The 14,890-nt window shown below is 53.0% G+C and carries 12 protein-coding genes; 9 read left to right on the top strand and 3 right to left on the bottom strand.

What is annotated here, in order from left to right; all coding sequences use genetic code 11:
- Positions 1-265 precede the first annotated feature (265 nt).
- The 3 genes from H4F65_RS08660 to H4F65_RS08670 are packed head-to-tail and all read left to right on the top strand — an operon-like array spanning position 266 to position 5,031.
- Entirely contained in the window at positions 266-1,672 is a 1,407-nt protein-coding gene (locus H4F65_RS08660) for a TolC family outer membrane protein (protein ID WP_010281763.1), read from the top strand.
- 39 nt (positions 1,673-1,711) lie between these two features.
- Positions 1,712-3,850, top strand: coding sequence for a type I secretion system permease/ATPase (locus H4F65_RS08665; RefSeq protein ID WP_010281760.1), 2,139 nt, complete (start codon positions 1,712-1,714; stop codon positions 3,848-3,850).
- Between the two features lie 11 nt (positions 3,851-3,861).
- Complete coding sequence (locus tag H4F65_RS08670; RefSeq protein WP_010281758.1) at positions 3,862-5,031, top strand: HlyD family type I secretion periplasmic adaptor subunit; 1,170 nt, start codon at positions 3,862-3,864, stop codon at positions 5,029-5,031.
- 72 nt (positions 5,032-5,103) lie between these two features.
- Here the strand turns inward: H4F65_RS08670 and H4F65_RS08675 are convergent, their stop codons facing one another.
- The gene (locus H4F65_RS08675) at positions 5,104-6,312 is read right to left on the bottom strand and encodes a glycoside hydrolase family 28 protein (protein WP_010281756.1); all 1,209 of its coding nucleotides are present in this window, start codon (positions 6,310-6,312) and stop codon (positions 5,104-5,106) included.
- Between the two features lie 579 nt (positions 6,313-6,891).
- Between H4F65_RS08675 and pelI the strand changes: the two genes are divergently transcribed.
- The gene (pelI, locus tag H4F65_RS08680; RefSeq protein WP_010281754.1) at positions 6,892-7,935 is read left to right on the top strand and encodes a pectate lyase PelI; all 1,044 of its coding nucleotides are present in this window, start codon (positions 6,892-6,894) and stop codon (positions 7,933-7,935) included.
- Between the two features lie 101 nt (positions 7,936-8,036).
- On the opposite strand, the gene uxuA is transcribed toward pelI, so the two are convergent.
- The gene (gene uxuA / locus H4F65_RS08685) at positions 8,037-9,233 is read right to left on the bottom strand and encodes a mannonate dehydratase (protein WP_010281752.1); all 1,197 of its coding nucleotides are present in this window, start codon (positions 9,231-9,233) and stop codon (positions 8,037-8,039) included.
- 411 nt (positions 9,234-9,644) lie between these two features.
- Positions 9,645-10,379 (bottom strand): FCD domain-containing protein, encoded by a 735-nt coding sequence (locus H4F65_RS08690; RefSeq protein ID WP_010281749.1) that lies wholly within the window; start codon positions 10,377-10,379, stop codon positions 9,645-9,647.
- A 211-nt stretch (positions 10,380-10,590) separates the two neighbouring features.
- Here H4F65_RS08690 and H4F65_RS08695 point away from each other — a divergent pair, with 211 nt between their 5' ends.
- The 5 genes from H4F65_RS08695 (at position 10,591) to H4F65_RS08715 (ending at position 14,829) form a co-directional block, all read left to right on the top strand.
- Positions 10,591-11,784, top strand: coding sequence for an alpha/beta hydrolase (locus H4F65_RS08695; protein ID WP_039319338.1), 1,194 nt, complete (start codon positions 10,591-10,593; stop codon positions 11,782-11,784).
- Between the two features lie 84 nt (positions 11,785-11,868).
- On the top strand, positions 11,869-13,113 hold the full coding sequence (locus tag H4F65_RS08700) for a SpoIIE family protein phosphatase (protein ID WP_039319341.1): 1,245 nt from the start codon (positions 11,869-11,871) through the stop codon (positions 13,111-13,113).
- A 13-nt stretch (positions 13,114-13,126) separates the two neighbouring features.
- A complete protein-coding gene (locus H4F65_RS08705; RefSeq protein ID WP_010285785.1) occupies positions 13,127-13,681 on the top strand; it encodes a SiaB family protein kinase in 555 nt (184 codons plus the stop codon).
- A 1-nt stretch (position 13,682) separates the two neighbouring features.
- Entirely contained in the window at positions 13,683-14,135 is a 453-nt protein-coding gene (locus H4F65_RS08710; protein WP_010285782.1) for a DUF1987 domain-containing protein, read from the top strand.
- The gene (locus H4F65_RS08715) at positions 14,122-14,829 is read left to right on the top strand and encodes a GGDEF domain-containing protein (protein ID WP_010285781.1); all 708 of its coding nucleotides are present in this window, start codon (positions 14,122-14,124) and stop codon (positions 14,827-14,829) included. The genes H4F65_RS08710 and H4F65_RS08715 overlap by 14 nt, the downstream gene beginning before the upstream one ends.
- Positions 14,830-14,890 lie beyond the last annotated feature (61 nt).

Genomic DNA, 14,890 nt, shown 5'->3' on the forward strand with positions numbered 1-14,890 from the left:
TACCTACGAAGGAACCGCGCCAGCGGCATAATTTCCGCCAAAAGCCTGGGGTCTCGGGGCGAGCGGCGTTTGAGCCGTCCCGAGTCGGGCGCGTGCTACGAGATAGCATAAAAAAGCGCCATTATCGCGCACGAAATCGCCTCAACAGCAGCATAGAAATATGACGAAGAGGGAAAGCGGAAGGGATATTAACGCATTTTGCCAGCGTGCCCTCTCCCTCCTTTAAAGGAACTAAAACAAAGAGTAATGAAAACAGGGGCAATTGATGTACACACCATCTTTTATCAGATTGTTTATCAGGGACACATTTTTTCTGACTCACACGCCGCGTTATGTGCTGGCGCTCGGACTGGCCTGCACCAGCCTTTCCTTCTTTTATAGCTCGCCGACGTTCGCGCAGGCCGTCACGTTTGACTGGTCAGCCGCACCGACAGAGCAGCAGGTCGATAGTCTGGATCTCAAGCAGGCCATTCTCCGCGCGTTCGCACGCAACCCGCAAATTGCACAGGCCTCGGCACAAATTCGCGTTGGCGAAGCCGATCTGCGCGTGGCACAAAGCGCCTGGTTCCCGCAAATCGGTCTGAGCGGCAACGTTGGTCGGTCAGATCAGAGTGATACCGGCGGCACGATGAGCAACAATTCTACGGCGGGTCTTACGCTGAAACAGCTCCTGTACGATTTCGGTAAGACGGGCGGCAGCATTGATGAACAGCACAGCCTGTCAGATGCTTATCGCTATCAGCTCTACGGCACCATGACCACGGTCGGTCAGCAAACCTTGCTTACCTACCTGAAAATCAAACGCTATCAGGAACTGAGTCTGGCGGCCGAACGCAATATCACATCACTCAGCGTGGTAAAAGACATCGCGACGCTCCGTGCCGAAGCTGGTCTCAGTACGCAATCCGACATCCTGCAAGCAGAAACCCGCATCGCGGGTATGAGAGCGACGCTGGAACAGTACCGTGCGCTGGAGCGCTCCTCACTGGCGCAGCTCAGCGTGTTGACCGGCGTTCTCCCCACCGCCCTGCCCGATCTGCCACACGCACTGCTGCAACAAAAGATTACGCTCAAGGCACTCCCGTACCAGCAAAGTAATGCGGTGCTAAGCGCACAGTCCAAACAAGAAGCCTCGCGCCACCGGATTCGTCAGGCAGAAGCGCAACACTTCCCCACCATTGCCGTACAAGCGGGCCGCACCCGCTATGAAACCGACAGGCGTAATTACTGGGACGATCAGCTACAGCTGGTGGTAGAAGCCCCGCTTTATCAGGGCGGTGCCGTCAGCGCACGCGTTGATGCCGCGTCAGGCACGCGCGAAGCGGCGCAGGCTGAAGTCGAAGCGGCAAAGCTGGATATGAACCAGAAAGCCTCCACGGCCTATGCCGATCTCATTGGTGCGCAGCAGCGTGAAAAAGCCAGCCAGCAGCAAATCACTAGCGCAACCTACACCCGCGACGTCTATCAGGATGAGTACAAGCTCAGTAAGCGCAGCCTGAACGACCTGCTCAGCGTGGAACAAGACGTGTTGCAGGCCGAAACCTCACGCATCGGCGCGTTATACGACGGCTGGGAGGCGACAGTTAACTACGCCGCTGCCGTCGATAATCTGCTGGATATGCTGGGTATTGAGCGTCATCAAGCCAGTGGCGAGACGTTACCGTCGCTGTAAGCCGGCTTGCCTGCCGGATAAGAACATGCAGGAATATCAATGACACAAGCAACGAAAACGGAGATCTGGATTGCCGCCATGGCTCGCGCCGCCGCCCACTATGGGCAGGTGGTCGATATCCAGTCGGTACGCCAGCAGATGCGCTGGTACGAACAGCAGCCGATTGCCCGCCAGTTAGAACAAATCAGCCACCTGATGGGGTTGAGCATCAGCCTACGCCACACGGAGAAGCTCCGCTGGCGCAACAAAATCTTACCGGTACTGGCGGAAACCGATGACGGCGGCGTGATCGTCATCGAATCATTGAATGAGGAAGGCATCGCCACCTACTGGCTGAATGACGGCGGCGACCTGCAACGCGAAGCCGAACTGACAGAACTCATCAAACACAGTCAGGGGATTATCGTGCTGGTCGGCATCGCGGAACGTGGCCGCGATACCCGCATCGATGATTTCGTCAAACCGTACCGCAAACACTGGTTCTGGCAACACTTTCGCGGCGCAAAACGACAGATTGGGGAAATTTCTCTCGCGTCTATCGTCGGTAATGTTCTGGCACTGGCGGGGATCCTGTTCTCCATGCAGGTGTATGACCGCGTGATTCCGGCGCAGTCGATCCCCACGCTGTGGGTACTGTTTTTCGGCGTGCTGCTGGCCGCCGCATTAGAGTATGCCATCCGTTTATCACGTACCATCGTCTCCGATCTGATGGGAAAAAGCATCGACCTCAACGTGTCGGGAATGCTGTTTGCCCGCGCGCTGGCGATAAAAAACGAGGCTCGACCGAAATCTACCGGCTCGTTTATTTCACAGCTGCGGGAAATCGATCAGGTGCGCGAACTGCTGACCTCGACGACCGTCGGGGCGGCAGCCGACATGCCGTTCGTCTTGCTGTTTCTCGGCATCATGGCGATGATCGGCGGCCCGCTGGTGTTTATTCCCATGCTGGCGATCCCGCTGATTGTCATTCCCGGCCTGCTGCTGCAATGGCCGATGGCGAAGCTCGCCAAAGAAGGGATGCGTGAAAGCGCATTGCGCAATGCGGTGCTGGTCGAATCCATCGAAGGGATCGAAGATATTAAAGCGTTGCAGGCCGAACCCTACTTCCAGCGCCAGTGGGAACAAACTCACGAAGTCAGCGCCGCTATCGGAATGAAGCAGCGCGTATGGGGTGCACGGCTCAGCGGCTGGGCATCGACCGTTCAACAGCTCACCTATGCTGGCATGCTGGTCTTCGGTTGCTATCTGGTGATGGCGGGCGATATCACCACCGGTACGCTCGTGGCCTGTAGCCTGCTTTCCTCCCGCACCATCGCCCCACTCATGCAGCTAACAATGGTGTTTTCCCGCTGGCAGCATGCGAAAACCGCCATGACCGGGCTGGATGACCTCCTGCAAAAACCGCTGGATCGGCCGGAAGACGGCAAAATGGCGCATTGTCCGATCCTTCAAGGGCACTTCCAACTGCACAACGTGCAATACAGCTACGACCCTGAAAAGGGCGATACTGCCTTGCAGGTCGGCAAGCTGGAGATCAAACCGGGCGAAAAAGTGGCGCTGCTGGGTAAGGTCGGCGCGGGGAAATCCACGCTGCTCAAGCTGCTTGCCAATCAGGCCACCGCGACGCGCGGCAAGGTCATTATTGATGGCGTGGATATCAGCCAGATCGATCCGGCCGATGTTCGCCGCCAGTTGGGTTTTCTGTCACAGGAATCGCGCCTGTTCTTCGGCAGCTTGCGACAAAACCTGATGCTCGGCAACCCGCACGCCACCGAACAGGAACTGTTGCAGGCGCTGCGCATTAGCGGTGCGCTTAGCCTAATCCAACAGGATGCCTCCAGTCTGGATCGCATTATTCATGAAGGCGGGCGCGGTTTATCCGGCGGGCAGCGACAGATGATTCTGCTTAGCAGGATGCTGTTACGTAATCCCCAAATCGTGCTGTTGGATGAACCCACTGCGTCGATGGATGAACAGCTGGAAAGCCACGTTATCCACCAGCTAAGCAGCTGGCTCACGGGCCGCACATTGGTGCTGGTGACACACCGCCCGGCGCTGCTAAAGCTGGTTGACCGCGTGGTCGTCATGGATGGCGGGCGCATCGTGGCGGATGGCCCGCGCGATCAGATCCTGAAAGCGGTCAGCAAACCGGCAGATACCGCACAGAGCGTGGCGTAAGGGGAAAGACAATGAGTAGCATCACCATCCATGATGACCTGAAACGCCAGGGGCGACGCGTCTCCGCCATTATCTGGCTCAGCCTGCTGGGGCTGATCGCATTTTTTATCTGGGCCACCTTCGCCGTGCTGGATGAGGTTTCCGTCGGGAGCGGCAAAGTCACGCCGTCGACCCGCGCACAGGTGATTGAAAGCCTGGATGGCGGGATTATCGGGCAGATCTATGTGCAGCAGGGTAACGTCGTCGAGAAGGGTCAGGTGCTGGCACAGCTGGACATCAACCGCTTCCAGTCCGTCTACGGCGAAGCCTTCTCCCGCGTGCAGACGCTGCGCGCCTCCGCCGAACGCCTGCATGCCGAGCTCAGCGGCGCGCCGCTAACCTTCAGCGAAGAAACCCTGAAAGAGCCAGCGCTGGCCGCACGTGAACGTCAGCTTTATGAATCACGCTTGCGCAATCGCGATGAAACGGTCGCCAATCTGCAACAGTCTATGCGGCTGGTGGAACAAGAGCTGCGGATGACGGAGCCGCTGGTGCAGCGCGGTGCCGCCAGCGCCGTCGAGGTGATTCGGTTACGCCGTCAAATTAGCGAAATTCGCGGCAAAATCGACGAAGCTAATAACCAATATGCCGTACGGGCGCGGGAAGAACAGGTCAAAAACAACGCCGATCTGGAAGCCCAGATGGAAGTGGTCAGCGGAAAAGCCGACCAGCTCAAACGCGCCACCATCACGTCACCGGTACGCGGAATTGTGAAAGACATTCAGGTAACGACCGTGGGCGGCGTGCTGCAACCGGGCGGCAAGCTGATGGAAATTGTACCGCTGGAAGATCAGTTGCTGATCGAAACCCGCATCAACCCGCGCGATATTGCTTATATCCGGCCGGGTTTGCCCGCCACGGTAAAAATCACCGCCTATGATGCTTCTATCTACGGCAATTTAACGGGCGAAGTCGAAAGCGTGTCGCCGGATACCCTTCAGGACGAAGTCAGGCGCGATCAGTTTTATTATCGAGTCTATGTGCGCACCACGCAGGCGGAGCTGACCAACAATGCCGGGGAAAAATTCCCCATCGTGCCCGGCATGGTCGCCAGCGTGGAGATAAAAACCGGTCAAAAAAGCGTGATGGACTATCTGATTAAACCGCTGAATAAGGTCAATGAAGCGCTGCGTGAGCGTTAAATCCGCTCTTGTTATACGCGCCGCACGGTTTCCCGCGCGGCGCTGCTATGACAGAACGATTTTTTAATCGCGTTACTTCTTAACGGTGACGTTCTTAATCTGCCATGTGCTGTCGCTGGTCAGTTTGACGTTCTTCATCGTCACTTCGATCGGCTTTTTCGCGTTCTCGCCGTTCAGCACGACTACGCCTTTGGTTTGGGACGTAATATCTTTAAACGTAATGTCGCTCCAGTCAGGCACATTACTTCCCTCTTTTTTCTCATACACCGTATCAATCACAATCGGTTTCGCCACATTCTTCATGACCACATTACTATACCGAACGCCATTGACCACCCCGGCAGCCGATTTGTCACTCTTAATGCGTAAACCATTTGTAGTGCCATTCATGTTCAGATCATCAACGGTCACATTGTAAACGCCCATCGTTTCACTGCCGATCGACATGCCGTGTCCCGTTCCGAACTCGTTATGCAAAATGGAAATATTGCGCGTCTCGGCACGGCCTTTATAGGCTTTGATCGCCACGTTATCGTCGCCCGTCGAAATACTGCTGTGGGCAATGGTGATGTTTTTTGATGACATCGGATCGATCCCGTCGGTGTTTCTGGCGGTGGACGGGGTTTTGATCGTCGTTTTCCAGGCGGTGAAACCATCACCATCGCTGAACACGACGTGGAAGTTCGGAGAGTTAATGAGGGAAACGTTATACAGCGTGAAATTCTTGCTCTTATTAATCTGAATCAGCCGGGGGGTATTCTGTTTTAGCTTTTTCACTTTGGCATCGGCAGCCAGATCCCACCAGCTCACCTTTTTATCCTGAAGCTTCACGCCACCTTGCCCGTCAATCGTGCCCGGCCCATAGATTCCGCTATTCGTCGTGCTCGTGGCGGTAATGAACGCATCACAACCTTTGCCGTTTTTATCAACCACGCCACAGGATGACGGGGCATTCTCAAAAGACTTGGCGTTATTCACTGCCCGCAGCGTCACCCCTTTGTCGATTAATAAGCTGACACCCGAAGGCAGGGAAAGCGGGCCGCTCAGAAAGACAGACGAACTTCCTGTACTCAGCCTTACCGCTTTTCCTTGCCCACAATTATTCAACGCTTTTTGAATAGTGCTGGTGGCCGTGCTGCTGTCCGCTTTAAGCACCGTACAGGAAGACGGTACTTTCGGCTCACTCACCGTTCGTGAGTCAGAAGCAAATGCTGATGCGCTGAACAGCCCGATAAGCCCTAATGATAGTGATAAAACCCGCTTGCCTGATTGATATTCCATGTCAAACCTTCCCTTATAGATATCCGCAATTTCTTGTGACTAAAAAAGAATGGCGCATTCATTTTTATTAATTAAGAAAAATGAAACGTCTTTATAGAAACTAAAAACTGTCGCATATGAATATGTAGAATAATAAAATTCCGTTTACATAAAAATTTGCCAATGTTTATTAATAGAAGCATCCAGTTTTATGCATGATTAAATTATCATCAGAAAAGTAAATGGCACATCAACGAAACGTGGAAACAAACCGAATCCCATCACGCACAGCCGTAGGCGAGTGATAAGATTTTCACCTCGCTACACCCTTCACTTTTCTTATTTTTTTTAATAAGAACCTTCCGAGTATTTATTAATCCCAAAGAAATAATTAAACAGAATATAATAAACGAGAAATAAAATTAAAAATAAAATAATAACAGGCTAAATTAAATAACCTGATTAATCTCAACAATTTCTTCGAATTATTATTCATTTCATATTCCCTGCTATATAATCCTTTTCGATGCGCAAGGACTCCCTCTTTATTTGGAATAAATAAAGAGAAAAAATATCCGTTTAATTTACAAGGAAAAACACATGTTTAAGTATTTAACACCGATATTTTTATGCACCGCTGCTATTTCTTTTCAGGCTCAAGCTGATGACACCATGTTGATGCTGCTGAAAAAAGACAACGCCACTTATTTAAGCTGGTCTACCGATGCTGGCAATGTGGTTCGCCAGGATGTGTATCGCAGCACCAGTAGTGCTCAGGCAGGCAGCGAAAAAATTGCAGAGCTCAATTCCACAGACAGAACCTTTACCGATTTAACCGCCAATCCACAGTCAGACTATTGGTATTGGGTGGATACCGTTAGCGGTAATAATAGCGTTCTGAAATCGAATGCGGCCTCAACGGCACCAGCGCCATTGCGTGCAGCGCCGCTTAAGGCAGCCAGCCCAGAATGTAAAGCGGGAGCGGTAATTAAAGATAAAACCGTCGACTGTGGCGGTATTACTCTGGGCCTGAGCTGTAAAGGCGACAGTGATAAACAGCCTCCGGTTATCACGCTGGAAAATGCCACCATTAAGAACTTGCGCATCTCTGAAAAAGGCGGTTCTGACGGTATCCACTGTAAGTCAGGCAACTGCCGTATTGAAAACGTGATCTGGGAAGACGTTTGTGAAGATGCAGCAACCAACCTGGGTAAAACCATGACCATCGTCGGCGGTGTTGCCCATAACACCACCAATGGCCCTGGTGGCAAGCCGGACAAAGTGCTGCAACAGAACTCCAAGAACAGTCACACTATCGTACAGGGCAACTTCACCCTGACTGGCCAACACGGCAAACTGTGGCGCTCTTGCGGTGACTGCACCAACAACGGTGGCCCACGTAACCTCACCATCATCAGCGCAACTGTTAACGGCACCATCGACAGCATCGCTGGCGTAAACCGTAACTTTGGTGATGTCGCTGAAATCCGCGATTTGCGTATTAAAAACTACAAAGCAGGTAAACCTAAAATCTGTGAAGAGTTTACTGGTGTAGAAAAAGGCAAAGGCACACCAACAAAACATGACGAGCAGTGGGATACCAAGAACTGCAAAGTCAGCCGTTCAAACGTTAAAGCTCTGTAATTCTGCTGGCAGAATTCACATATAAATTAATACCCCCTCTGGGGTCCTGACGCATCAGTCATCTACAGACCGTGCAACTAAGCACGGTCTGTTTCATTTCATCACCCTTGCTGCAATTCGGTAAACAGCGTGCGTTTCAACGCCAGCTCGACACCACGCAGTTCCGCCAGACCTTTCAACCGCCCAATTGCCGAGTAGCCGGGGTTAGTTTTCTTTTTCAGATCGTCCAGCATCTGATGCCCGTGATCTGGCCGCATCGGGATCGGACGGCGATCGCCCGCCTTCTGACGCCGCAATTCTTCCGCCAGAATGGCATTGATAATCGCCACCATATCCACATCCCCCTGCAAATGTGCTCCTTCATGGAACGAGTTGGGATTATCTTCCCGGCAGGTGGCACGCAGATGGGTGAAATGCACGCGATCGCCGAACGTTTCCAGCATCGTCACCAAATCGTTATCGGCACGTACGCCGTACGATCCTGTGCAGAAGGTAAAGCCGTTATGCAGGCTATCGACCGTCTGTTTCAGCCAGCGCATGTCGTCAATCGTCGACATCACGCGCGGTAGCCCAAGAATCGGACGCGGTGGATCGTCCGGATGAATGGCAAGGCGGAGGCCAACGGTTTCCGCAACAGGCACAATCTCACGGAGGAAATACCCAAGGTGCTCGCGCAGTTTCGCATGGTCGATACCATCATATTCCGCCAGACGGCCACGGAATTGCTCCAGCGTATAGCCCTCTTCGGATCCCGGCAGCCCGGCGATAATGTTGCCTGTCAGGCGTGCGATATCTTCTTCGCTCATCGCACGAAAGTAGTCGGCAGCCTGTGCCTGTTCATCCACCGTGTAATCTTTTTCAGCACCGTGACGCTTAAGGATATGCAGTTCAAAGGCGGCAAAGGCAATATGATCGAAACGCAGCGCCTTTGCGCCATCCGGCAATACATATTCCAGATCGGTTCGCGTCCAGTCCAGTACGGGCATGAAGTTATAACACACCGTATCAATGCCGCACTGCGCCAGGTTACGCAGCGATTGCTGGTAATTGGCAATATGCTGCTTATAGTTCCCCGTCTGGGTTTTGATCTCTTCATGAACCGGTACGCTTTCCACCACCGACCATACCAGCCCTTTCGCCTTCAATTCGGCTTTGCGCTTTTCAATCTCTTCAACTGACCAGATTTCGCCATTGGGGATGTGGTGCAATGCCGTCACCACGCCGGTCGCTCCGGCTTGCCGAACATCATCCAGTGAGACAGGATCGTTCGGGCCGTACCAACGCCAGGTTTGTTCCATACCGAGTTACCCTTTTATTTTCGTCAAGATAGTGAGTTTTCGTCGAGCTTGTTAATTGTCGTCGAGAATAGGAAAAGCCTACCTCACCGGGACAGGCTGTCAAACGAAACTCACGAATTGATTGACCAATTACACAAAAAATTCGCATTTTGGACTAACATCATGCGTATTCTGGCTGTAATCATAAGGAAGAGAGTCAGGAATGGGTTATTTGGTCTGATATCTTTTCTCTCCGTACACCAATGCGATGCCAGAGAGAAATTCACACAGGGACATATACCCTAAATAATTCGAGTTTCAGGAAGGCGGCAAGAGAAGACATCCCGATGAGCTTACTTAGGTAAGTGATTCGGGTGGGTGAACGCAGCCAACGCACATGCAACTTGAAGTATGACGGGTATAAAGGGAGAATCAGGATTCCAGACGGGAAGGAACAGACTCGAACAGGTAGCCGTCGAAGGCCGGATCGTCCACGTTCGAGATTTCCAGCAGTTTAATTTTTACGTTTTCCAGATGCTGCCACATTGCCTGACGCGCCATGTTCACATCGCGCCGAGACACGGCACGCAGGATTTGTTCATGATCGTCCAGCCACTGGCGCTGATAGCTGAAATCGTCGGTATGGGAGTGAATGCCCTGCCACATTGGGCTGCGTTTACGCGCCTGCCACACCTCATACACCATATTGGCTAAGACGCTGTTTTGGGTAGACTGCGCCAGCAGGCAATGGAATTGCTCATCGGCGCTTTCATCCACGCTGCCGTTCTCAAGCGATGCCCGTTCTTGTTCAATGGCCTGCCGCATTTTTAGGATGTCACTCTTAGTCGCCTGCATCGCGGCAAACGCCGCAACTTCACCTTCCAACAACTGACGCGCCTGCATAAGCTCGAAGGGGCCATAGCCGCTGTCCACCACGCTGTCTTTTCCCTGCGCGCTTGGCAGTTGCATGACATAAACACCAGAGCCTTTACGCACCTCAATCAGCTTTTCCAGCTCCAGCATGATCAGGGCTTCACGCACCACGCTGCGGCTGACGTTGTAGGTTTCAGCAATATCACGCTCGGGAGGCAAGCGGTCGCCAATCTGATAGTTTCCCTTCAGAATTTCCGCGCGAAGATTGTCGCCAATCTGCTGATATAAACGCATACCGCCATCCCTTTATTCAACATTGGCCACCGCAATATTGGCCTGACCAAAAGACAGAAAAAACGCCAGAGTTGTCTGAAGTATAACATGAAGCCATACAACGCCGCACGTTGAGCAATCTGCATGCTAAATGATTTCAGATATAGTGTTGTCGAAACGCCATTATCCCGTTAGCGATTGGGTTGATATTGCCAAAAGGCAAGGAGCATAAATGACAATAAGCGTATTCCGGTTCGGTTCGTGGGGAGTCTGGAAGCGGGTGATGGCAGGCCTGTTCGCCCTCATCGGCGTACTTTTCATGGTGGGATGCAACAGCAGTCCGCGCGACATCGCACCATTAGGGCAAACGTCATTCGAGCGTTACCAGCAAGACACCACGCGCTGGGTCGCTGAACGACGTGCCTTTCAAACCACGGATAAACAGCTGGAATTACGTTGGAATACGCCCAGTGAAACCCGCCCCCTCGGCCAGCCGCAGAAAGCCATCTTATTAGTGCACGGATTGGGCGATTCCCCCGGTTCATTCACTGACATCACCCCAAAATTGGTCGAACAAGGCTTTCTGGTCAGAACCGTATTGCTACCGGGTCATGGCACCCGCCCCTCCGATCTGTTGCACGTTACCGTAGATGACTGGCGCAACGTGGTCGCCGAGCAGGCGGCCATCCTCAGCAAAGAGGTCGATGAGGTTTATCTAGGCGGCTTTTCCACCGGCGGCAATCTGGTACTGGAATACGCCTTGCAGCACCCTGAAATCAAAGGGCTGGTGCTGTTCTCCCCCGCAATTAAGTCCAACGAAAAATACGCCTTCATGGCACCGGTGCTGTCCGTGTTTACCGACTGGCTGATGCCGCCGCGCCCTGGCTATCCACAACAGTTAGCAACCCGCTATATGCGCGTGCCGACCAACGGTTTCGCCCAATATTATTATTCCAGCAGCGGTGTGCGTTCAGAGCTTGCCAAAAAGCCTTATGACAAACCGGTATTAATCGTGCTGGCGGAACATGATTCCGTCGTCGATACGACTTACCTTGTCGACACGTTCGATAAACAGTTTACCCACCCGCGCAGCCGTCTGATCTGGTATGGCGATCGCCCTGCTGGTATCCATTCCTCACGCGTGTTGGTGCGGACAGGCTCGCTGCCCGACTGGCGCATCAGCCAGTTCTCGCACATGTCGCTGCTGTTCTCACCAGACAATAAGGAATACGGTAAAACCGGAGCAATCGTCATCTGCGCCAACGGCCAACCCCTGAATGACCTGAAAACCTGTCAGGATCGCAGTACGCTGTGGTATTCCGACTGGGGATACGTGGAAAATGGCAAAACCCATGTACGCCTGACCTTTAATCCGTATTTCGACTGGCAAAATCAGATCATGGCTAACGTACTGGACGCGCAATAGCCTTACCGAAAACGGGCATTGTCATCATTTGGTCATCAAGGGCAGGTATTTTGACTTAAAGATAAATCCGCCCAAAGATTAACCATGATCGCCATGCCCGTTCCTTGCGCCCGACTACTCCTCCGGGGTACACCGGTGGCGCGAGATCTTTGTATTCCTCTGCCGGATGTTTCTCCTGACACCGACAATGCCACCGTATTGCAGTTGTTCAGTAAGAATAAAGAATGGGTCAGCCTGCCTGTCGTGGAGGATGGACGCCCTTTCGGCCTCATCAACCGCCATATTTTTCTCTCGCAGATGGCCCGGCCTTTTTATCGCGAGCTGTACGACAAAAAGAGCTGCATCGCGTTTATGGATAAAAATCCGCTGATTGTCGATGCGCTGGCGTCGTTGAACGACGTCGCCGATCAAACGGTGATTACCGGTGATAAATCGCTGACGGACGGCTTTATGATCACCGAGAACGGGCGTTATATCGGTATCGGATTAGGCATCGATCTGATCAAGGCCGTCTCCGATATGCACCTGCGCCAGCATCAGCAGATTATGCAGAGCATCGAATATGCCAGCGTGATTCAGACAGCGATGCTGACAACGTCAACGCAGGCGATGTCCCGCACGCTTGCCGACTGGTGTCTAGCCTGGGAACCAAGAGACTGTGTCGGCGGCGACTGCTATGCCTTTAAAACCTATCAGAACGGCTGGCTTGCCGCCGTCGCAGACTGTACCGGGCACGGCGTACCCGGCGCATTCATGACCCTGATTTTCTCTTCCGCGCTGGAACAGGCGCTGACACAGCACGGCCCGATGTTGCCAGCGCAGCTATTACAGACGATCAACCGTCATATCAAAGATACGCTGGGGCAGCGTGACGAAGCACGTCAGCTTTCACCCTCTAACGACGGTTGCGACGCAATGGTGGTGTTCTGCGATATGACGCGAAACACGCTGACGTTTTCCGGCGCACGCATGCCCGCCTTCATGCTGCAACGCGATACCGGAAAGCTGATACCACTCCAGTGCGATCGTATGGGGATTGGCTACACCGAAACGCCTTATGACTACCAGTGGTCGAGCTATGAATTACCGCTTCATGATAACGATATGTTTTTCACCACCACGGATGGCTTGACGGATCAAATCGGTGGGGAACGCCGGATTATGTTTGGTAAACGCCGCTTACAGGAGTACCTCCAGCACCATCAACACCAGCCGATGCGCGAACTGGCTAACCAGCTTCTGTCGGCACACAAGATCTACCAGGGCGATCAGACCCGGCGAGACGATTTAACATTTTGGGGCTTCCGACATTGTTCGACTTTTGTTTAATCAGGCAGACAGAATGATGCCAAACATCAAATACACTGAATTTTTTTCGCCCTCACACCAGCATGACATCACGCTGTATTACGTGGGCTATTTTTCACAAAACATCATCAGTTCACTGGCCGAAACCATGCGGCTACAGCTGGAGAAAAAGCAGCTTCCTGCCGGCATCCGTCGCCGACTGTTCTCTACGTTCGTCGAAATGGTGCAGAACATTACCCGCTATTCCGCTGCACCGTTAACCGCGCGCGATCACACCGTCGAAGTCCGTCATGGCTCCGTGTGTCTGGGTTACGAAAATGGGAAATACTTCCTGTTGTGTGCCAATCCGGTACACCCCGACGATGTCGAGGCGCTGCGAGGACGTCTTGAACCGCTGCGCAGCATGACGCTTGATCAAATCCGACTCGCCTACAAAGTCTCTCTGCGTGATGAAACCCCGTCATCAAGCAAAGGCGCGGATATGGGGCTGTTGACCGTCGCGCGGGATGCCAGTGAGCCACTCCAGTTTACGTTTCGGGCCGATGCATCAACGGGGCTATCTACGTTTTATCTGAAGGCAATCATTTAACATGAAAAATATAACAACCCTAAACAACCTCCATATTTCGGGGACATCCTGTACCCCGACGGTTGATTTTCACTTTGACACACACCGTCTTTATCTTTCCGGCGAATCTTACCCTGAGAACGCCGCGGCGTTTTATCGCCCGCTACTCACCGAGATTCAGGCGTATCTGGACGCGTTGACGGCCTACGCCGAAACGATGCCGCCGGATGAAGCACTGCCGAGCATCGAAATTCACGTTTCTCTTATTTATTTCAACAGTTCCAGCACCAAGATGCTGTTCAGTTTATTCAACCTGCTTAATCAGGCTGCGGAACAGACGCTCTCGATTGCACTGTATTGGTATTACGACAAAGACGACGACATTGCGGAAGAATTTGGTGAAGAGCTTCACATCGATTTCCCTGCCCTGACCTTTCACAGCACCATTTTGAGTGATAATCATGAGCACAATTGAATTGTTTACACCGGAATACGACATTCTGCTCGCCGCGCGCAATATTGCTAACCAGCAGGAAAGACCAGCAGAAGTCTATCGCGACACGCTGCTGGCATTAACCGATCACTATCAGCGGCTGGTACGCGAGTCGCACCGCCTGATTTCACGCAGCGACCGGGCGGAGAAAGAGCTGAACCGTCTGAACGCGCAGCTCAATCAGCTAGCCGTCGAACTGGAGTACAAAGCCAGCCACGATCCGCTGACCGGCGTGTATAACCGCGGCGCGATTATTGAACGCATCAACCACGCGCTGGAGCGCAACCAGGCCGCGCTTATCGTGCTGGATATCGATCACTTCAAACAGGTGAATGATACCTATGGTCACCCCACCGGCGACGCCGTGATCTGCGATCTGGTCTCACGCGTGCAGAACGTGCTGAATACCACCAGCAGTATTGGTCGCGTCGGCGGTGAAGAGTTCACCATCCTGCTGGAAGGGAACACGCTCATGCAGGCCGTTTCACTCGCCAGCCGCCTGCATCAGGATCTCAACAGAATGCCGCTCAGCGTACTGCCGCAACAGCGCGTCACCGCCAGCTTTGGCGTCAGTTGGGCCCCACAGAAAACCCGTTTCGATGCGCTCTATGGTGCCGCAGATGCTGCGCTTTATCAGGCCAAGGAAAAAGGCAGAAATCGCGTGGAGTTTCAGTAAGTCGCAGGCTGGACGATTGCCGTCGCCCTGACTCATGACCATAATAGGGGTATCGGCTTCT

It is taken from the genome of Pectobacterium brasiliense, from assembly GCF_016950255.1.
GTDB classification, from domain to species: domain Bacteria; phylum Pseudomonadota; class Gammaproteobacteria; order Enterobacterales; family Enterobacteriaceae; genus Pectobacterium; species Pectobacterium brasiliense.